Source organism: Pseudoalteromonas sp. JC28 (assembly GCF_013319255.1).
GTDB lineage: Bacteria > Pseudomonadota > Gammaproteobacteria > Enterobacterales > Alteromonadaceae > Pseudoalteromonas.
Window position 1 is genome coordinate 422578 of the sequence record NZ_QOKX01000004.1, and the last position, 20731, is coordinate 443308.

Below are 20731 nucleotides of genomic sequence, written 5' to 3' on the forward strand. Positions count from 1 at the left end.
TCTCTTTCGAAGCCAATGACTTGAAAATATTTTCTTTGATGCAGTCGGTAATTAGTCATTATTCGTAAAATTGGTATATTATTTTATAACGATAGCCGTAGATGAGCTGTGTTCATTGGCATGTTTCAAATTGCAAAGTTCAAGTTTATAGAATTATGGAACAGGATGTTGCAACGCCTCATGGTCAAGGATCGTCGTATGGCCCGCACTCAAGCTTTGGCGCAACCGAGCTATGAGGAATTGGCGTCGACATTAAGTGCGATGCCGGACTTGATGTTTGAACTAGACGAAGAGGGGCGACACTGGGACGCCAGAATACTCCGCCCTGAGTTGTTAGTCGCGCCTGCAGAACAATTGATTGGCCATACGGTGACTGAAGTGATGCCAGAGCAAGCCGCTAAAATAGTGATGCGGGCATTACAGGAAGCAAAAGTTAACGGCTATTCACACGGCAGCCATATTCACTTGTCTACGCCTGTTGGCGAGCGTTGGTTTGAAGTCTCTATCGCCCGTAAGGTTGTCACTGCAAGCGATAATCATGCTGAAACACGTTTTATCGTGTTATCTCGGGATATCAATGATCGTAAGTTGGAGTATCTTGAAGCCGAGAAGCTGGCGTATCATGATCAATTAACCGAATTACCGAATCGCCATGTTCTCCAACATGGGTTGATGGAGCAACTCCATGCCGGGCAGCTGTTTGGTAGTTACAGCGCAATCTTGTTTTTGGACCTTGACGATTTTAAAAAAGTAAATGACTTGCATGGTCACCATGTCGGGGATCAGTTACTCAAGGCGGTTGCTCAGCGTTTGAGTGCTAGCGTACGTGAGGATGATGTGGTGATCCGTTGGGGAGGTGATGAGTTTGTGATTTTAATTACTCATTTATCTCCACAACAGCCTCAAGCCGAATCTCATGTGGTTGGGATCTGCCAGCAAATAATCAACAAGGTAGATAAACCATATCTCTTTGAAGGCAATAAACTAAGTTGTCGGATTAGTATCGGTGTCAGTCTGTTTAATAACCTCGACATCGAGACTGGGATCCAACAGGCAGATTCCGCTATGTATCAAGCCAAGCAATCTGACAGTGTGCGCTATGCTTTCCACAACAAACCGATTAAGGATGTTGGAACCTAGATAAATTCATCTGACAATAACGACAACCATAATACACGGCGTGACTTTTCAGCAGTTTGAGGTAGAGAATGAAAGTCGGGTTTGATTAACTAAGCTCTCATTGTGCTATGTCTAGTGTGTTATGCAAAATGGTGGAGACTGAGATCCAACAGGCTTATTCCGCTATGCTCCTCGCAATAAGCCTATTAAAGATGTGAGAACCTAGATAAATTCATCTGACAATAACGACAACCATGATACACTTCGCGACTTTTCAGCAGTTTGAGGTAGAGAATGAAAGTCGGGTTTGATTACGGAAGTTCTAATTGTGCGATGGGTGTCATGCAAAATGGTGAAGTGGACTTACTGCATCTCGAGCAAGATAAATATTACCTGCCTTCAACTATGTATGCGATGCACAATGCGTTAATTCCTGCATTTGTTAATCGTCATCTCAATGAGCCAGATCCAGTCTACACGCAGTCTCGCCAAGGTCTGCTAACGGTAGCACAGCAAGCTAAGCGCGATCTTGATTTAGAAGCACATGAAGCGGGCGTTTTTTTTGGTCAAGCGGCAATTTCTGAGTATATCGAATTTCCCGAAGAAGGTTTTTTTGTTAAATCACCCAAGTCCTTCTTTGGGGCGGTTGGACTTAAACCTCAACAAATCGCCTTCTTTGAAGATATTGCTGCGGCGATGATGGTGGAGGTTAAGCGTCGTGCCGAGTCGCAGCTGCAACAGTCCATTACCGACACTGTGATTGGTCGACCTGTTAATTTTCAGTCCGTCGGTGGAGAGGAAAGCAATCAACAAGCGGTTAATATTCTTACCACCGCTGCAAAAAGAGCTGGGTTTAAGGAAGTGGATTTTCTCTTCGAACCGCTTGCAGCGGGAATTGAGTACGAAAGCCGTCTTCAGCAAGATAAACTTGTACTGGTGGTTGATATCGGCGGTGGTACTAGCGATTGTTCGTTTGTCCGAATGGGGCCAAGCTATCGCAATAACACACAACGCCAGCAAGACTTTTTAGCGCATACAGGCAAACGTATCGGCGGTAACGACTTAGATATTGCGCTAGCTTATCACCAATTAATGCCGTTGTGTGGTCTCGGATCTAACATGAGCTCAGGTTTGCCGATGCCTAGTCAACTCTATTGGCAGGCATGTAAAATCAATGATATTCAGTCTCAACTAGACTTCTACAGCGATAAATTAGCGCGAGAATTGCAAAGCATGTTGCGAGATGTCGCTGAGCCGCAAAAGCTGGCGCGTTTACTTCATATTCAACAGAACAAACTTACCCATCAGGTGGTTCGTGAAGGTGAACTCGGCAAGATTGCACTCTCTGAGCAAGCAAAGTTTAATGCCGATCTTGGTTTTATTGAACCACAGCTAGCCTCTGAATTTACGCAGCAAGATTTTGCCGAGTCGGTCATGTCGAACTTAGAACAGATGGGGGGGCTTGCGAAAGAAGCCATTCATCAAGCGGGATCAAAACCCGATGTAATTTATCTGACTGGCGGTAGCGCGCAATCACCGTTACTCAAGGCAACGCTTGCACAGCAAATTGGTGATATTGAAATGGTGAACGGGGATAACTTTGGGAGTGTTACTGCAGGCTTGACTAAGTGGGCGGATAAAATATTTAAATAATCGAAGTCAAAATCAAAGAAGCGGTCACAAACCGCTTCCATACTCATCTATTTTATCAATCTAAGCGACTAGCAAGGTACTGCCCATAATCAGGTAAATGCCTTGCGATTGGCTGGTTCATTTTATCGCACGCCATCAGTAAATCTGCCGTCGCTTCATTACAGGCAACGGGAATATTCCAAACAGCAGCCAGTCTCAACAGTGCTTTTACATCCGGATCGTGAGGCTGTGACGCGAGCGGATCCCAAAAGAAAATCAAGACATGAACATCTTGCTCCGCGATTTTGGCACCAATTTGCTGGTCGCCACCCATTGGCCCACTAAATAGTTTGGTGACTTCTAAACCAGTATGCTTTTCTATCAGATTACCCGTTGTGCCCGTGGCGTAAAGCTTGTGCTGCTTAAGGCTATCTAAGTGAGTCTGACACCACTCAAGTAGGGCTGGTTTCATGCCATCGTGTGCAACCAAAGCAATGTGCTTTTTAGCTGGCAGTGGCTGTGAACGTTTTTGCATGTGTGCTGCTCCCTGTTTAGAGTAATAAATTGACTGCCAATGCGATAAAAATTAAGCCTGAAATACGATCAATCCACACTGGCGCTGTGGGATGCCGCCTAAAATAGCCTGCGATTTTATCACCACCATAGATATACATGCAGTCGATGGGAAAAGCTAAAATAGGATACAGTAAACCAAACATGGCCAGTTGCATTGTTGTCGAGGTCGCCAAGCTACTATCGACAAACTGAGGAATAAATGCAATAAAAAACAGGGCGACTTTGGGGTTTAAGACTTCTGTCATCATTGCTTGGAACATCACGTTTTTAGGCTTTTTGGTGCTCACGTGCGGTTTTTCCTCGCAAGCTATCTGCGCCTTTCCAAGCGTTTCTTTGATAGTCATTATACCTAGATAAGCTAAGTAAGCTGCGCCGAGATATTGCACTGTGGTATAGGCGGTCTCTGAGGCTTTTAGGAGTGCGGATAAGCCAACAACGGCAAAGAGTGTGTGGATCACCCCTCCGAGCGCAAAGCCTAATGCGCTTTGCATGCCAGCTACGCGGCCATTAGTAAAGGTCTGCGCCATTAAAAATGCATTAGATGGACCTGGAGCTACGGCAATCACCGTGCTAGCAATTAAAAATGAGAATAAGTATTCAAGGTTTAACATTTTTCTTTTCGTTATTGGTTTTTATATCGTTTTTGTGAATAGCCAATATGCATGAAATTGGTATTATTGTGGTTATTTTATACTTTGAAATTCTAACATTATTATGCAGAGCAACAATATTAGTGGTCTTTTCACCGTGATTAAATCATCTTTTTTGTATTGTGGCTGTTTCCTCTGAGTTGAGCAATTTTTAAAGTTGCTATTGTGTATGGTAGTTAGCCCTGATTTTTACTATAAAAAAGCCAGCTTACGCTGGCTTTGTTCGATAAAACCGCTATGTCTAGCATAGCGATTTATATTCTCTTACTCTTCGTCTTCAACAAGCGTCATCAGTGAAGTGTTACCACCAGAAGCTGTGGTATCGATACTGATGGTTTTCTCAGTCACTAGACGATTGATAAGCGTATCGTAGTACTCTGCACTGATCACCGGCAGGATAGCACCTTTACGCTCTGCAAGTTGCTGTGAGAAGTAACCAAGGCGTGAAGAGCGCGCAGCCACAACAGCACCTGCAAGGTGAGGGTGTGCCAAAATCGCTTGTAGCTGGTTTTGCTTCGCTACTTGGAATACGCCTTCAGCAACGCCAGTTGAGATGAACTTATCTCTAAATGCCAATGCTTCTTCATAGAATAAGTCAGAGGCTACTGTGATCACTGTGTTACCGGCAGCAAGTGCTGTGATAATTGATATCGCCCAGAAGTTGAACGACGTACTCTTATCGGCATATACCACTACACAACCACGCGCTTCTAAGTGCAGCGTGTTCGATTCACCAGTTGGTCCTGGTAGCGTTGTGTAAGTACGCATACGCTTTTCTAAGCGGTTTAGCTGAGCACGCGCATCAGAAAGCGTTAATGACAAATCATCCGCCAGCTCATCAATGATGTCTACCGTTGCCACTTTAGCAAGTAGCTGACGCACTGCCGAAACACGGTCATTAAGCGCAGTACGACGCCAGATCTTCTCATCACGCTTAGAGTTTTGCATCAGTTTTTCAACTTGCTCAACGGCACCTGGGAAGTGGTGGATCTCTAGCTCATCAGGCGTCAGATCTGTCATTTGTACGTTGTCTGGTGACGCTTTTTCTTTCACAAGGCGAACTAAGTAGTTTGGACCACCTGCTTTTGGACCTGTACCAGATAGGCCACGACCACCAAATGGTTGCACACCAACGATCGCACCAATCATGTTACGGTTCACGTATACGTTACCCGCACGCGACATCTTAGCTAGGTATTCGCAGCGCTCTTCGATACGTGAATGAACGCCCATCGTTAGACCGTAGCCCGTACCATTGATTTGGTCGATCACATTATCAAGTTGATCTGCTTTGAAGCGTACAACGTGGACTACCGGACCGAATACTTCACGCTTAAGTACGGATAGATCAGAAATCTCATATAGACGAGGCGCGAAGAAGTAAGCACCGTTCTCGCTGTTATCAGGGATCTTAGCTTCGAATAGGAGCTTACCGTTCGACTTCATGTAATCAACATGCTTAGTCAAAGTGGTCAGCGCTTTTTCGTCGATTACTGGGCCTACGTCTGTAGATAGTAGCGATGGGTCGCCGATATGTAGCTCTTTAAGCGCACCTTGGATCATTTCAATGATACCGTCAGCAACATCTTCTTGTAAGAACAACACACGAAGTGCTGAACAGCGTTGACCGGCACTTTGGAAACCTGATGAAATAACATCGTCAACCACTTGCTCTGGTAATGCTGTTGAGTCAACGATCATACAGTTTTGACCACCAGTTTCTGCGATCAGAGGAACCTGAATATCGTTACGCTCAGCAAGAATTTGTGAGATAAGCGTACCTGTCTCTGTTGAACCTGTGAACATAACCGCTTGGATACGCTCGTCAGGCACGATGTGTTTACCCACTTCGCTACCGCGTGCGATAACCGGTTGTACTACGTGCTCTGGTAAACCAACGGTATGCATTAATTCAATACAACGCAGGGCAATCATGCTGGTTTGTTCAGCAGGCTTTGCAATAACGGTATTACCCGTCACGATAGCAGCAGCTACCTGACCTAAGAAGATCGCAAGCGGGAAGTTCCACGGGCTGATACATAAAATCACGCCACGAGCTTCAAAACGCTCATCTTTAGAAAGCTCTTCTGCACGCGCTGCATAGTAGCGACAGAAGTCAACGGCTTCACGTACTTCATCGATGCTGTCTTGGGTTACTTTACCTGCTTCTTTAATACAGATAGCAACAAGTTCGTCATGGTGACGCTCAAGGATGTCAGCAGTGCGGCGTAGTAAGTTTGCACGCTCTTCAACAGAGGTTTGAGACCAACTTTCAAAAGCCGCATCAGCATTGGCAAGCACGCTTTGCATATGTGCTTCATCGTGTAAAGGCACAGATCCAATCACTTGTTTGTGATTCGCAGGGTTACGAACAGCAAGGTGACCTTCTGGTACTTGGCTTTCATCGATTAGGTGTTCGTTAAACCAGTTGTCTAGGTTTTCTTTAAACGGTGTTAAATCGTTGATGTCTGTTAGGTCTTTACCTTTTGAGTTTGGACGCTCATCGCCATAAAGCTCGATAGGTAGTTTAATCTGCGTATTGTAACGGTTACGTAGGCCTTGCAGTGTTTCTACAGGGTCAGGAAGTAGTGACTCAACAGGCTTAGTGGTATCAACAATCGCGTTTACGAATGATGAGTTTGCACCATTTTCAAGTAGACGGCGTACCAGATAAGCAAGTAGGTCTTCGTGCTGACCAACTGGCGCATACACACGACACTGAATACCCTCGTTTTCAACGATTTGGTCGTAAAGTGATTCACCCATTCCGTGTAAACGTTGGAATTCGAACCCTTTGTTGTCGCCTTTGGCAACTTCTAGGATAGTTGCTGCGGTGTAAGCATTATGCGTTGCAAACTGTGGGAAAAGCGCATCACGTGCTTCTAGTAGCTTAATAGCACACGCTTTATAAGAAACGTCAGTCGTTGCTTTACGGGTGAACACAGGGAAGTGCTCAAGACCATCTTGTTGAGTGGTTTTGATTTCTGTATCCCAGTAAGCACCTTTAACTAGACGCACCATCAGTTTACGGCCTACGCGACGAGCAAGTTCAGCCACCCATTCAACAACGAAAATGGCACGCTTTTGATATGCTTGCACTGCAAGACCAAAACCATTCCAGTCGCCAAGCGCGTCGTCTGAGAATACAGCCTCGATGACATCTAGTGAGATATCCAAACGATCCGCTTCTTCCGCATCAACCGTGAAACCGATATCGTATTCTTTCGCAGCAATTGCAAGTTCTTTTAGCTTAGGTACAAGCTCGTCCATCACGCGGTCGCGATGTGTGAATTCATAGCGTGGGTGAATAGCTGAAAGCTTTACAGATATACCAGGGCTCTTTATTGGGCCACGGCCTTTCGCTGCTTTACCAATTGCGTGAATGGCGTTCATATAGCTTTGGAAGTAGCGCTCTGCATCTTTCATCGTACGTGCGCCTTCACCTAGCATGTCGTACGAATATACATAACCTTTTTGTTCTTTATCAGCGGCACGATCGATAGCATCTTGAATGGTTTCACCCATTACAAACTGCTTACCCATGATCTTCATTGCATAGTTAACGGATTTACGGATAACTGGCTCACCAAGACGACCAATTGTGCGTTTTAGCACGCCAAATTGTTCTTCTTTATTCTTGTCTGAATAATTAACCATTTTACCAGTAACGAGTAGACCCCAGCTTGAAGCGTTAACAAATAACGAGTCGCTGCTGCCTAAGTGTGAACTCCAGTCGCCTTGTGCGAGCTTGTCACGGATTAGGCTTTCTTGCGTTGCTTTGTCTGGTACACGAAGTAAAGCTTCCGCCAAACACATCAGTACCACGCCTTCTTCGGTAGAAAGAGAGAATTCATTTAAAAGCGCGTCGACACCGTTTTGACCATCTTGATCTCTACGAATGTTCAATACCATTTGACGTGCACGTTCCCATGCTCGGCTTCGAGCTGTAACGCCTACCTCAGCTAAAGGTAAAATATGATCAATTACTGCGTTCTCATCGATGCGGTAAAAATCACGGATCTTTTGTCGGATAGGACAGTTAGTTGTCAAATCGCCGTTATAAAGCATAAGCAACCCTCAAAAATTGGAGTCAAAAATACATGTAATTCGCGCCTGCCTATGGAATCACACACCTTAATGTGTAGATTACAAAACTACATCTGAACTGATGCCAAACTATGCAACCAAAGGTTGAAAGTGTAGTTTAATTTGTATAGGAAGCCTCAATTACGACAAAATGATGCAGTCACATTGCTAACCATAACACACCCATTTGGGGGTTCAAATTTTAGCCAGAATGCATAATCTAAATGTTCGAACAAAGTTGCGTTAAAGGCTGAAACAAGCCGCTTTGTTCTTTATCGTTAATTTCGCGGGCATTCTATCGAAAAGACAGCAGAATATGCTGTTTTATTTTCAACGAATACGGTAAATTTGCGGGTAATCTCAAACCCTCACAAAATTTTATGCTGATATGACGACTTCCATTAAAACTCGGGTATTAGATCGCATCGACTTAGCAATCTTAGACGCGCTTCAGCGCAATGCTCGGATCTCTAATGTAAACTTGGCGAAAGAGGTAAACTTGAGTCCGAGTCCTTGCCTCGATCGAGTAAAAAAACTCGAGTCCGAGGGGTATATCGAAGGATATACGGCAAGATTAAATGCCGCGAAACTTGGCCAGCATTTGGTTGCGCATGTGGAGATCACCTTGAAAAGCTCGACCGAAGTGGTATTTGAGGTGTTTAAACAGCACATTGTAAAAATCCCCAACGTCGTTTCTTGTGATATGGTAGCAGGTGGCTTTGATTATTTAGTTAAGATCCGAGTCCAAGATATGCGTCAATATCGAGAGGTATTAGGTCAAATCGTTGAAATACCTGGAGTTGGCACAAATCATACCTATATGGTGATAGAACACGTCAAAGAAGACATGGGTGTAGAGGTGCTGAACTATCAGTAACTGTTGACCCAGTTTAAGGAATAATAGATGCAAAAACTGGTACTTATCACCGGTGCGAGCCGTGGGATTGGTGCGGCAACGGCTCAACTGCTGGGACAACAAGGATTTACTGTTGTTATAAATTACAAGCAGAACGTGCAAGCCGCAGAAACGGTTGCTGATACCATCCTAAGTAATAATGGTAAAGCGCATTTGTTACAAGCAGATGTCACAGACGAAAAATCTGTAGAGGCAATGTTTGACAAGATAAAGACCGATATTGGCATGGTAACGCATTTGGTCAACAACGCTGGCATGCTGAACGTGCAGACTCGAGTTGAACACATGACCGCAGCGCGCATCAACAATATGCTTACTAATAATGTTACGCCGTATTTTATTTGTGCTCGCGAAGCAATTAAACATATGCGTTTGAGTGCCAATCCAGCACAGTGCGCAATGGTGAATGTATCGTCGGCAGCTTCTTATTTAGGTGGGGCTAATGAGTATGTTGACTATGCGGCTGCAAAAGGTGCAATAGACAGCTTCACTAAAGGTTTATCTCTGGAATTAGCCGCTGAGCAGATCCGCGTGAACTGCGTGAGACCGGGCTGTATTTATACCGATATTCACGGCGACGGTGGCGAACCAAACCGAGTTGATCGTCTAGCCGATTTTTTACCGCTGAAGCGAGGTGGAACCGCGATTGAGGTTGCCAATGCCATCGCTTGGCTTTTAAGTGACGAAGCAAGCTTTGTTACAGGAACTTTTATTGATTTAGCTGGAGGGAAATAGCAATTTATGAAAAATAAAATTGTTTATGTCTCAGGAACATTTGATTTATTTCACAGTAATCATTTAAAAATGATTAGTTATGGCCGAGGTTTAGGGGACACGTTGATCGTTGGTGTAAGTACCGATGAACTTGTTTGTTCTTATAAAAAGCCACCAGCAGTGCCATTTGAAGAGCGTTTGGCGATTATCGAAGGGTTAAGAGACCCAGATCTTGCTATTCCACAACGTACTTTAGATCATCGTGAAACGGTGAAAAATCTAAATATTGATGTGTTCGTGATTGGCGATGATTGGAAGGGAAAATATGATTATCTGAAAGAGCTTGGGGTTCAGGTATTTTACTTTCCTTATGGTGCTGGCGTTAGCTCTAGTAACTTAAAGCAAAAAATCTACGATCAGTATAAAAAGCTGATTGAGCAAAGCGACAATCATCCAATCCCAGAGCCACAGAAATGAAAGTGTTAATAACGGGCGGACAGGGTGGTCTTGCCGCTTATTTAAGCGATGAACTGAAGCGCTTAGGACATGAAGTGGAAGCGCCATCGCGCGCGCAGCTTGATGTTTCTAAACCAGCTGAAGTTGAGCGTTTTTTTGACGACAAATCTTATGACTGTGTAATCAATGCGGCAGGAACGCTTTACTCAAGTTTAGTGGCAGACTCTGACCCAAGTCTTTGGATCCGTGACATCGAAGTAAACCTAATCGGCACTTATTTAATTTCTCGTGCTGCAATTAAAGCAAACAAAGCGGTGCATTTGATCAATGTGGCGTCGACGGCGGCATTTAACAGTTACAAAGATTGGACGTCTTATTGTGCGGCGAAAGCGGGCGTGGTGACTCTATCTAAAGGTCTTCACAAGGACGGCTACAAAATAGCGGTACTGTGCCCCGGGGCAATAGATACTAAACTGCGCGATGGTCTTACTATCAACAATCCCAATGTGATGAGCATACCACAAGGCGCCGCGCCAATCTTAGAGGCTGTAACTACACCACAGCACATCGGTAAGCTGTTTTTTTATCGCCTGAACGAAAGTCGTAGCGAGTCGCTTGATTAGACTGTTTTGCTAATATTCATTGGCATAATGCACTAGAGCTACGTTCTCAATACGATTGCGCAAGGTCGGTGCAAGCAGTTTGTAATAGTATGTGGTGGCATGGAAGTCACCGCGCTCATCACTGACAAAATGAGGGATTTGCCCAGCAACTTTAAAGCCCAAGCTCTGATATAAGATTTCTGCGTCCGAATCCGATTGTGTGTCAAGGACGAGTAACGATATCTGCTGCCGTGTAGATTCTTGCTCTATGGCTTGCATCAGCTTTGTTGCTACGCCTTTTCGTCGGCTATTCGGATGAACTAATAGCTTTTCAACTTCAGCCCGGTGCTGAGCATTATCTTTTGTTGCCGGCGAGAGTTGCACACAACCTGCCATTACGCCATTAAGTTCAGCGATAATAAGCGTCTTTTGCGACTTGATCACAGCATCGAATACCTGCCACCAGTAGTTTTGTATTGCTCTGCTAGAGGAAGAGGGCAAAAAGCCGATAGAGGCGCCAAGATTAATACAGGCTTGCGTCAGCGCACTGAGCTGTTTTACCCAAAGCTGACAATCTAAGCGATTGTATTTCAAGCTAGGCGCCTGAATAATGCGAAGCTGCATAGCGGTATTAGACAAATTGTTCATGCAGTTCCTTATTTATCCGAGCCAGACTTTGCTCAAGCCTTGCCTTTTCATGCATTAACTTTTGCCATCGAGTTTGCTGTTTCTCTTGGGAGCGTCGCAGTGCTTCGTAAAGTGCTCGCTGCGACACATGATAGGCTTTTGCAGCTTGTGATGGGGTGAGCATATCGTTCATTACTGCGTGTACTGCAGTTTCTAGTTTGCCAAGTGTCATTGCGCTTCTTCCTTACCATCTACAGGGTTTGTTGCTGTATCGTGCACAGGCCAGATACTCACATCCAAATGCCAAAGTAAGTACATCGTTTGATATAAAGTGTACATAATTACGCTCCTTTCATCCGTCGTGTCGTTTAATAAGGAAAAACTGTGCCAGAAATTAAAGCTATTTAATATCAATAGGATGCGGTTTTTGTTGGTCTGTAAATACGTTCATATTGCACTGCTTTAGTGAGGTGAGTGCAGCATTTGCACCGAATTGAACAGAATTAGCGCGAGAGTGCTTAAAAGTTAATTTGGATCAAATTAAAGTGAATAAAGTAAATAAAATGTTTATTTTTAATATTTGGATAGTAGGCTTTGTGCGACTTTATTGAAGGAGCATTTTTTCATGTCTGAATTATCCAGAACGCAAGATATTACAGACCCTGAGGGGTTACAGTTCCAAATTCAAATCGACGACATTGCGGTTAACGCATGCGACGGTGAAACCGTGTTGTCTGTTTTGCTTGCGGCGAACTACAAGCAAATTATGGAAAGCGATCGAGAAGCCGTATCTGGTGCTTATTGTGGTATGGGCGTTTGTCATTGTTGTCAGGTAACGATAAACAAGCAACATAAACAAAAGGCTTGCCAAACCTTAGTACAACCCAACATGCAGGTTGAAACTAAACAAAATCGTTTCAAGCAGGTTGGAGTATAGTGTGATGTCTAATTGTCAAAAAGAAAAAATCGTTATTGTTGGTGCAGGGCCTGCTGGCGTTAGCTGTGCAGCTGAGCTGGCTAAATATGGCATTACTAGCACCTTAGTGGATGAAGCACCAAAAATTGGTGGGGTGATCTATCGCGGGCCACTTCGACAAGCAAGTAAGCTTCCTCATTTAGATGAAAATCTTAAACGTGCGATGGCTGCACTAAAGGTACGCTACGAACATCATAAACAAGATATAACACTACAACTACAAACCAAAGTGCTTGGGCCTGAAGGCGAAAGCGGTTTGTTGTTGCAAACACAAAATCAGTTAACACAAATAGATTACACCAAGTTGGTTCTGGCAACTGGTTGTCATGAGCGCAGTGTGCCATTTGAAGGATGGCAGTTACCTGGTGTGATGTTAATGGGTGGGATGCAACTTCAGCTTAAAAGTGGGTTAGTTCGACCAGGGAAAAAAGTGGCGTTAGTCGGAACTGGACCATTATTGCCACTGGTTGCTTGCCAGTTACATAAATCCGGTGCACAAGTGGTTGGCGTATATGAAGCGAGTCGCTTTAGTGAACTGGCGAAAGAGACCGTGGCGCTGCTCAATAAACCTAAGCTTACGCTTTCGGGATTGAGTATGTTGGCGTATCTCAAAAAGCATAATATTCCGTTCAAGTATGGTTATGGCATTGTGAAAGCAGAAGGCCAAGAAAAACTCTCTAGCGTTACCGTAGCGCCTTACGATGAGCATTGGCATGCGGACTTGTCAAAAGAACAGCATTTAGCCGTGGATAGTTTGGGAGTTGGCTATGGTTTTGTTGCCCGTACCCAGCTTGCCATGCTACTTGGGGTTTCTCATCAGTACACCACCACGAATGGTTATGTGCCTTTATTAGATGACAATTTACGCAGCAGCTTAAATTCAATTTTTGTCTGTGGTGACACCAATGGTTTGCTAGGTGCGGAAGCGGCTATCATTGAAGGGAAAATGGCCGCAACCATGCTTGCCTATGAACAAGCCTGTTTAAGCGAATCGATCTTCCACACGCGGATGCGCAAGCTCAAAACTAAGCGTAAGCAAGCACAGAAGTTTAGAGCAGGATTTGACCGCTTCTCGGCGCGCCGAGAGGGGCTGCTTGCGTTAACCCAGGTAGATACCGTGGTGTGTCGCTGCGAACAAGTAAAACGCCAGCAACTCGATTTAGCATTGCAACAAGGTGCAAAAGATTTATCTAGCGTAAAAATGAGAACTCGTATTGGCATGGGAGACTGCCAAGGAAAAATGTGTTCTAGCTATGCGTTAGATCGACTGCATGCGGCAGGGCACTTAGGTACGCTGGGCGTGATAAGGCCAAGATTCCCGCTTGACCCAATTCCATTTACTTTACTGGAGAAAAACCATGAAGCAGTATGATGTCATTATCGCAGGTGGCGGTGTAATAGGCGCTGCTTGTGCCTATTTTTTAAGTCGCGATACCAACCTAAAAATCGCGTTAGTGGATTTAAAAAAGCCGGGTAACGCGTCTCGTGCATCTGCGGGTGGATTATGGGCGATTGGTGAGTCGGTCGGACTTGGCTGTGGTGTGATCTTCTTCAAAACCTTGTCGAAGCTCCAAAGTGAAGGCGATACCGAAGCTGCGGAAACATTGCGGCCGCATCAATTACCAGAATGCTTTTTTGAACTTGCGCTCAAGTCAAACGAGTTATATCCAGCACTGCATGAGGAAATGCTGACCAGACACGATGTCGACTTTAAGTTTGAACGTACCGGTCTTAAATTCATTATGTACAATCGCGATGATGAAATATATGCAGATAGTATAGTGTCAGGGATCCCTAATTTGTCTTCGCAGATCCGATGGTTAGACCAACAGCAATTACGTGCAGAGGAGCCTTACATCACTCCTGATGCGATTGGTGCAATAGATTTTATTTGCGACCATCAGGTAAACCCATACCGGTTAGTTGATGCGTATACCGAAGGTGCACGCCAAAATGGTGTTGAGTTATTTTTGAATACCGAAGTGCTAGAGGTACTGCGTGAAGGCAGTAAGGTGATAGGCGTGAAGACGCAAGATCAAAGCCTGCATTGCGAGACTCTAATTAATGCTGCTGGTGCCTGGGCGGATGACATTTACCATCAGGCGACAGGTAAACACATGCCAGTTTACCCTGTTAAGGGTCAAATAGTGCTGTCTGAGCGTATGCCGAAAGTATTAAATGGTTGTATCAGTACCAGTGATTGCTACATTGCACAAAAAGACAACGGCGAGATTTTAATTGGCTCATCAACGGAGGAAAAAGGCTTCGATACCACCAACAGTCTAGATAAAATCACCGAGTTGTCACAAGGTGCTATGAAATGTTTGCCAGTGCTAAAAGAGTCGAGTATTAAACGTTGTTGGGCAGGACTTAGACCTGGTACACCGGATGAGCTGCCAATTTTGGGCCCCGTTGATGGCGTGGAAGGTTACATTAATGCGTGTGGGCACTTTAGGACGGGGATTTTAATGTCGGCCATTACTGGCACGCTTATTACTGAACTCATGACAGGCAAACCTACCTCTGTTGATTTAGCTCCGTTTCGCGTTGAAAGGTTCGAATAAGTATTTGATTCTGTTGTCTTAATGGGATATATCTAGTTGCTGATGAATATTCCATTAAGGCAAGATAGACGGTGCAATTACGCAAGCCTAAAAAACTAAACCGAGGTGATACCCTTGCGATTGTATCACCTAGCTGGGGTGGCCCAGGTACATTTCCTCACATCTTTGAGGAAAGGTTAGCAAACCTGCGTTCGCTTGGTTTTAATATTGTTGAAATGATGTGCTAAGCTCAAACTGTCACCTAAGTTAACTCGAACTTGTTAAATTAACATATATATGTATCGTTAGAATATCTAATTGACAGTCTGAGTTGTTTTTTAAGTTAGTCTGAACTTTACAAGGTGATAAATATAAATAGTGAAGTATTCCACTATTTATATTTGTCTCGGTGTTTGCACAAGAATGCTAGTAAAACCCCAGTAATAAATCCTGATATATGTGCAGTATTGCTAATCGAATGTGATAGTAGTGCGCTTAAAGCGGTGCTCATAAATAAAAAGTTAACTATTGATATGTGCAGGTTTCCAGTTTTTATATTTTTGTTTTTATATGAGTTAATGGTGATGTAACCAAGTAATGCATATATTCCTGCAGAAATTCCGCCATATGCGTCAGCAGAGGTGAGACCAAAAAAATACAAAAAATATGCAGATATAGCTCCAGTGATACAACCTGAAATAAAAACAAATAACCCTGTTCTTCTCACTAATGCTATAAATAATGGACCTGATAACAATGCGAAAGCAAGATTACTAAACCAGTGGGTTAATCCAGAGTGAAAGAATGATGCTGTGATAATTCGCCACCACTCACCTGCCATAATTAACTTATAAATCCCACCATATCGATACGCTGCTTCTTCAAACCCACCTGCTAAGTAGTTTACAAATACTTGAATTAATCCTATGGCTAAGCATATAAAAAACCATTTTTCAGCATGTTTTTTATACCTGTGTGATAGGTTAGAGATAAACACATTTCTATCAGTTAGGCTCTGCAGATTATTTGAAATTGTGATGTAGTCAATTGTTAAGTATAGCGTTACTATTAGTCCTGATAAGGTAAGGTTTAGTAGTTTTTCATTTTTTGTATATGTGAATAAAAGTAATGAGACTAATGTGGCGAATATTGAGTATATGATGATGAACTGAGATTTTTTCTTGTTAAATTTAAATGCGCTTTTCTTAAAGCCATCAACAAGCATGACCGGTTTAAAATCTTGACTGTATGGTAAAGCTATAAAAAGTGGTGAGAGTATATGCCATTTAGAAATAGCTCTGTTTACGTTTGACTCACCTGAAAATATCTTACCACTTCCAACTTTAGCTCTAACTTCCTCTATAGATGCAGTCTTTTCCATCTTACCTCGCTTTATTAAGTGATAAGTTGCAACAAGGCTTAACATGTAGCCTTGTTGCTTATCCTAACTAAAAAAATTAAGAAACGAAATACAAGGCTGCTGCAATTGGTATAGCAAATCCAAGTGTAGCAGGGTTACTTATTTTTAATCATTATTTTCATGCTTATCTCTTGCTAATGAAAGGCAAGGCCACATCTGTTTATTTAGTTCCGTTTCGAGATGAAAGCTTGAGTGAGTATTTGATTTTGTAGTCTTAATTGGATATATCTAGTCGCTAATGAATATTCCATTAAGGCAGGATAAACGGTGCAATTGCGCAAGCCTAAAAAACTAAACCGAGGTGATACCCTTGCGATTGTATCACCTAGCTGGGGTGGCCCAGGTATATTTCCCCACATCTTTGATCAAGGGCTGGCAAACTTGCGTTCGCTTGGTTTTAATATTGTCGAAATGCCGTCGGCTCGAACGGCTGCAGACGTACTCTTTTCACAGCCGCAATTACGTGCAAAAGATATTAATGATGCCTTTGCCGATCCGAATATAGCCGGGATAATTTCTTCTATTGGTGGTTCAGATTCCGCGCGGATCCTACCTTATTTAGATAAATCCGTTATCTTGAATAACCCTAAGTTTATGATGGGCTATTCTGATTTTTCCACGCTGACCACACTGCTGAACCAATGGGGATTAGTCACTTTTAACGGCCCATCAGTCATGGCCGGTTTCTCCCAGTACCACAATGCTAGTGCTGAATATCAAGCCTATTTAGTGCAGGCGCTGCTAGGTGAAGTCCATTATCCAATATTCAAAGCTTATTCTCATGGCTATCCGGAGTGGGCAATACCAGAAAACGTCGGTAAGCTGCATCCCGCAATTGCGACAAATGGTCCAAAAGTACTGCAAGGTACTGGGCAAGTGGAAGGGCGGCTATTTGGCGGCTGTTTTGAAGTGATGGAGATGCTAAAAGGCACAGAATACTGGCCATCGCCGTCATTTTGGCAAGACAAATTGCTATTTTTAGAAACCTCTGAGGATAAACCTAGTCAAGATTATATTCGCTTTTGGTTACGTAACTATGGGGTGATGGGGGTGTTTGAAAAAATATCCGGCTTAATGATTGGCCGTGCACGGGATTACAGCGAGCGCGAGATGGCTGCGCTTGATGAGGTGATTTTATCGGTTGTACGTGATGAGTTTGGCTGTGACAGTTTACCTGTAATAACTCGGCTTGATTTCGGCCATACCGATCCGCAGTGGATTTTGCCGTTAGGAATACAGCACCGCTTGGATCTGGACAACTTCAGTCTAAATGCGATAGAGCCGGTATTTGATTTGTTGTAATGGTGTGATGAGGGAGACATACTGTGCTGAAAAGTTTTTTGGTGAGTGCAGGCAAATTTGCTGCTTTGAGAGAAAAACTAGAACTCGCAGTCAAAACTAATCCCCTTAACCACACCAGAAGAGCATAACTTCTCGGCGGGTGAACCGCCTCCCACAAAACTATTTAGACTGTGGGGTAGGAGGCTGCGCTGATAGTCTTTGCAATGCTTGCAAGCAGCTTAATCATAAAAATCGTAGAAGATCTCACAAGCAACTTACTCCCCCTCCATCACACCCGAAAAGTATGAGCTGATATGCAATGCGCTGACAGGATGTCGGCCAAGTCTTGTCTGGTACAGGGACGTGCCTTACAAGGCGGTTGCACTATATCAGCTTAGGGTTTGAGGATTGAGTGTGATGCTGGGGCGACGTTTTCTTGGTTCGTTCTTTTTCGTCGTTTAAAAAGAATGAACGAGAAGCGCATGGATGCGCTTTGATATTAGCCAAGGAGGGTATGTTTGATTATGGCTGCTTTGTAAAATCAAGTAATTAACCTGCTTAATTGCTCAAGCTAGCGGCCTTTGTATGCGTAAAAAATATAATTGCTTATTAAGGCAAATTTAGGTGTAATGAATACATAATAAGCGCTGAGCAATGCAGGGAAAGCTTCATTAATAATAATAGATTAGCTGTTCAAACCAAGTGATTTGGCTAATGTCTATAAAAAGCCTACTTTTTCTAAATAAGTCCATAGCATAAACAACACCAACTCTGACACATCGAGCGGGTAGCAGCTCAGTCCAACAAGCGATTATGCAACACAAACTGCGTGTCGCATAAATACAAAAATGCTAGCTTTTCATCGACCATCGATCAAGGAATCAGGTAATAAATGTTTATAAAAATAGTTAAGACGTTTTTGATCGCACTGTCTTGCATAATCACACTAGGAGTTGTTAACGCTTATATGTTCGTTCCTGACCTGCAGCGACATGGCGAGATCGTGGCCTATCGAGGAGGCGGAAGTGCAGTTAATTATGAAAAATTAAAAAAAACTGGCTGTACCGCCCTTTCAATAAAAGCGTCAAACATCAATTCTGTTGAGAACACACTAGAAGCAGTGGCTTCTTCCGTTGCAGCCGGAGCTAACGTAATTCATCTAAATGTTCATAGAACTCGTGATGACCAACTGGTTGTCTTTCATGACTGGACGTTAGATTGTGCTACAAACGGGTCTGGGCCAGTACATAAAACATCGTTTGAGCAGTTGAAAAATCTTGATGCAGGATATGGATATACGTTTGATGATGGTGCGACTTTCCCATTTAGAGGAAAAGGTTTTAGGATTTCCAAGTTAGAGGCGTTTTACGAACGGTATCCAAAGCATGAGTTTTGGCTAAACCTAAAGAATAACGACATACGTTCATTCGAAACTCTATATGAGTATCTAGCTGGAAAAAAATCTAACCATATTGTAATTACCTCTTCAAAAGGTATGGATTGGTTTCGAAACAAGGATTCGTCTTTACGGTTAGCAAGCGTTGGTAGTGTAAAGAGTTGCGGAATAAATTATCTTTTAGTTGGATGGGCGGGATTAGTTCCTGAGTCCTGTAGGAACACCATTCTTTTTATACCACCCTCGATGACAAAGTATTTTTGGGGCTACCCTGAACGCCTTGCATCAAGATTACAGAGCTATGGTTCGGATGTTTATCTTTGGTCTCGACATGAATCGATTACTCAACCCTACTCTGATGTTGTCACATCGGGTATTGGAGTTATCACTAGTGATCTTGATTTTATTCGTGCAACGCAAACTAACAAACGAGTCAATCAGGACGCTCGCTAACTCGCGCACGCGAGCGTTATAAATACTTTCAGACACTGTGCGTAAATACATTAGGGGATAAATATGTCTTCGATTTATCAACGTTTTTTCTTGAGCAAGCTAACTTTAGCGATGTTAATAATATTTAGTATTTATATATTGTTGCGTACTATTGCGTTTTTTGTTCATCAGCCAATTCCTCTTTCAGGCGACTATTTCTCATTTGAAGGCAAACAAGTGAGGTATGTCTGTAAAGGCAGCGGAAATCCCTATGTTTTTTTTGAATCTGGTTATGGCGATGACTCGGAACAGGTTTGGTCATCAATTTCTGAGCAATTGCCACAGACATTCACGTCATGTTATTACGACCGATTAGGTCATGGCGGCAGTGACAACATTCCAACTGATTTTACGACGAAACAAAAGGCCCAACTTCAAGCGTCTCTTATTCAACATGTTGCCGGTGACAACTCGGTCATTATAGTTGCGCGGTCATACGGCGGAATTATCGCAAGACACACTGCTGCAATAACCAACAGTAAGTTGGCTGCGCTAATATTGTTAGATTCAGCGCACGAGAATCAACATGAAATATTACGCGGAATCTTCTCTCCCATCGCGACACATGTGCAAATTTGGCATTACGCTGATCCTATTCTGGGGATATCAGATATCAAGAATCTCTTTAAGAAATATGACTCTTCGTTGGCGCAACGACTAGACCAGTACTATTCCAGTTTTCGATACGCGCAAGTGATGTCAGCTTACCGAAACGAAGGCGGCTTCTTCACACCCTTAGAAGATTTCAATTATGACTTTGGTAATCTAAAAATGGTGGTAATGAGTCATGACAGAGAGGCCTACAAAACGGCACCTCGCTTCTACAGCGTCGGAGATAAGTGGGCTGAAATGCAAAAAAGTATCGCTCAGCTTTCTCGCAATTCAGAACATATTGTTGTTAAAGGCGCTACTCATAACATTCCAGGCGATGCGCCTGACGCGGTTATAAGTAAGATTATTGAAACTGTCGATATTATGTCTAAGCAGCCTAGCTTAAGTAGTCGATTCTGAATATTGGTGTTTTGATGTTCTGAGACAAAAAATAAGGACAAAAATAAGGGAATATAAGAAAGGGAAAATAAGTCACACCCATCACGATTAACATCAAAGCTGAGGAAGTGAAGTAAATACTTAAATGCGGCGTTACCACAGCCTGCTATTGGCGCATATACGACCGTTAGATTTACTAAGTTTTATCAGCCAGATCTAACAAAGTAAGTTAAGGTTTACTCATATTAGCACTTG

18 protein-coding genes are annotated in these 20731 nt (G+C 43.3%); 12 read left to right on the forward strand and 6 right to left on the reverse strand.

The window, feature by feature from the left end; genetic code table 11:
* Nucleotides 1-198 precede the first annotated feature (198 nt).
* The gene (locus tag DS891_RS11720; RefSeq protein WP_227386927.1) at nucleotides 199-1140 is read left to right on the forward strand and encodes a sensor domain-containing diguanylate cyclase; all 942 of its coding nucleotides are present in this window, start codon (nucleotides 199-201) and stop codon (nucleotides 1138-1140) included.
* Nucleotides 1141-1413: 273 nt separating this feature from the next.
* Nucleotides 1414-2772, forward strand: a complete 1359-nt coding sequence (gene yegD / locus DS891_RS11725; protein ID WP_174169878.1) for a molecular chaperone — start codon at nucleotides 1414-1416, stop codon at nucleotides 2770-2772.
* 55 nt (nucleotides 2773-2827) lie between these two features.
* On the opposite strand, the gene DS891_RS11730 is transcribed toward yegD, so the two are convergent.
* The 3 genes from DS891_RS11730 to putA all read right to left on the reverse strand — a co-directional run bounded on the left by DS891_RS11730 (nucleotide 2828) and on the right by putA (nucleotide 8045).
* Complete coding sequence (locus DS891_RS11730) at nucleotides 2828-3286, reverse strand: methylglyoxal synthase (protein ID WP_174169879.1); 459 nt, start codon at nucleotides 3284-3286, stop codon at nucleotides 2828-2830.
* A gap of 16 nt (nucleotides 3287-3302) precedes the next feature.
* Nucleotides 3303-3938, reverse strand: coding sequence for a LysE family translocator (locus DS891_RS11735; RefSeq protein WP_174169880.1), 636 nt, complete (start codon nucleotides 3936-3938; stop codon nucleotides 3303-3305).
* Between the two features lie 303 nt (nucleotides 3939-4241).
* On the reverse strand, nucleotides 4242-8045 hold the full coding sequence (gene putA / locus DS891_RS11740) for a bifunctional proline dehydrogenase/L-glutamate gamma-semialdehyde dehydrogenase PutA (RefSeq protein ID WP_095728277.1): 3804 nt from the start codon (nucleotides 8043-8045) through the stop codon (nucleotides 4242-4244).
* Between the two features lie 406 nt (nucleotides 8046-8451).
* Here putA and DS891_RS11745 point away from each other — a divergent pair, with 406 nt between their 5' ends.
* Genes DS891_RS11745 through DS891_RS11760 form a run of 4 tightly spaced genes read left to right on the forward strand, consistent with a single transcriptional unit; the run spans nucleotide 8452 to nucleotide 10772 of the window.
* On the forward strand, nucleotides 8452-8940 hold the full coding sequence (locus DS891_RS11745) for a winged helix-turn-helix transcriptional regulator (RefSeq protein ID WP_010606176.1): 489 nt from the start codon (nucleotides 8452-8454) through the stop codon (nucleotides 8938-8940).
* A 27-nt stretch (nucleotides 8941-8967) separates the two neighbouring features.
* Nucleotides 8968-9714 carry an SDR family oxidoreductase gene (locus DS891_RS11750; protein WP_174169881.1) on the forward strand — a complete coding sequence of 249 codons (747 nt, stop codon included), beginning with the start codon at nucleotides 8968-8970 and terminating at the stop codon, nucleotides 9712-9714.
* Between the two features lie 6 nt (nucleotides 9715-9720).
* On the forward strand, nucleotides 9721-10170 hold the full coding sequence (locus DS891_RS11755) for an adenylyltransferase/cytidyltransferase family protein (protein ID WP_010371961.1): 450 nt from the start codon (nucleotides 9721-9723) through the stop codon (nucleotides 10168-10170).
* Complete coding sequence (locus DS891_RS11760; protein ID WP_010606178.1) at nucleotides 10167-10772, forward strand: SDR family oxidoreductase; 606 nt, start codon at nucleotides 10167-10169, stop codon at nucleotides 10770-10772. The genes DS891_RS11755 and DS891_RS11760 overlap by 4 nt, the downstream gene beginning before the upstream one ends.
* Nucleotides 10773-10781: 9 nt before the next feature.
* On the opposite strand, the gene DS891_RS11765 is transcribed toward DS891_RS11760, so the two are convergent.
* Together DS891_RS11765 and DS891_RS11770 are read right to left on the reverse strand one after the other, a co-directional pair.
* A complete protein-coding gene (locus tag DS891_RS11765) occupies nucleotides 10782-11399 on the reverse strand; it encodes a GNAT family N-acetyltransferase (protein ID WP_102057317.1) in 618 nt (205 codons plus the stop codon).
* A complete protein-coding gene (locus DS891_RS11770) occupies nucleotides 11383-11610 on the reverse strand; it encodes a helix-turn-helix domain-containing protein (protein ID WP_174169882.1) in 228 nt (75 codons plus the stop codon). The genes DS891_RS11765 and DS891_RS11770 overlap by 17 nt, the downstream gene beginning before the upstream one ends.
* Nucleotides 11611-12003: 393 nt before the next feature.
* On the opposite strand from DS891_RS11770, the gene DS891_RS11775 reads away from it, so the two are divergent.
* The 3 genes from DS891_RS11775 to DS891_RS11785 are packed head-to-tail and all read left to right on the forward strand — an operon-like array spanning nucleotide 12004 to nucleotide 14918.
* Nucleotides 12004-12315, forward strand: coding sequence for a 2Fe-2S iron-sulfur cluster-binding protein (locus tag DS891_RS11775; protein ID WP_010371949.1), 312 nt, complete (start codon nucleotides 12004-12006; stop codon nucleotides 12313-12315).
* 4 nt (nucleotides 12316-12319) lie between these two features.
* Entirely contained in the window at nucleotides 12320-13726 is a 1407-nt protein-coding gene (locus DS891_RS11780) for an NAD(P)/FAD-dependent oxidoreductase (RefSeq protein WP_174169883.1), read from the forward strand.
* Nucleotides 13713-14918, forward strand: a complete 1206-nt coding sequence (locus DS891_RS11785) for an FAD-binding oxidoreductase (RefSeq protein WP_174169884.1) — start codon at nucleotides 13713-13715, stop codon at nucleotides 14916-14918. Before DS891_RS11780 ends, DS891_RS11785 begins: the two co-directional genes overlap by 14 nt.
* Before the next feature lie 370 nt (nucleotides 14919-15288).
* On the opposite strand, the gene DS891_RS11790 is transcribed toward DS891_RS11785, so the two are convergent.
* A complete protein-coding gene (locus tag DS891_RS11790) occupies nucleotides 15289-16278 on the reverse strand; it encodes a rhomboid family intramembrane serine protease (RefSeq protein WP_174169885.1) in 990 nt (329 codons plus the stop codon).
* A gap of 306 nt (nucleotides 16279-16584) precedes the next feature.
* Between DS891_RS11790 and DS891_RS11795 the strand changes: the two genes are divergently transcribed.
* From DS891_RS11795 to DS891_RS11805, 3 genes are all read left to right on the forward strand, one after another.
* Nucleotides 16585-17619 carry a S66 peptidase family protein gene (locus tag DS891_RS11795; protein WP_174169886.1) on the forward strand — a complete coding sequence of 345 codons (1035 nt, stop codon included), beginning with the start codon at nucleotides 16585-16587 and terminating at the stop codon, nucleotides 17617-17619.
* Nucleotides 17620-18490: 871 nt separating this feature from the next.
* On the forward strand, nucleotides 18491-19447 hold the full coding sequence (locus DS891_RS11800; protein ID WP_174169887.1) for a glycerophosphodiester phosphodiesterase family protein: 957 nt from the start codon (nucleotides 18491-18493) through the stop codon (nucleotides 19445-19447).
* A gap of 63 nt (nucleotides 19448-19510) precedes the next feature.
* The gene (locus DS891_RS11805; protein WP_254605835.1) at nucleotides 19511-20497 is read left to right on the forward strand and encodes an alpha/beta hydrolase; all 987 of its coding nucleotides are present in this window, start codon (nucleotides 19511-19513) and stop codon (nucleotides 20495-20497) included.
* The last annotated feature ends 234 nt before the right edge of the window (nucleotides 20498-20731 follow it).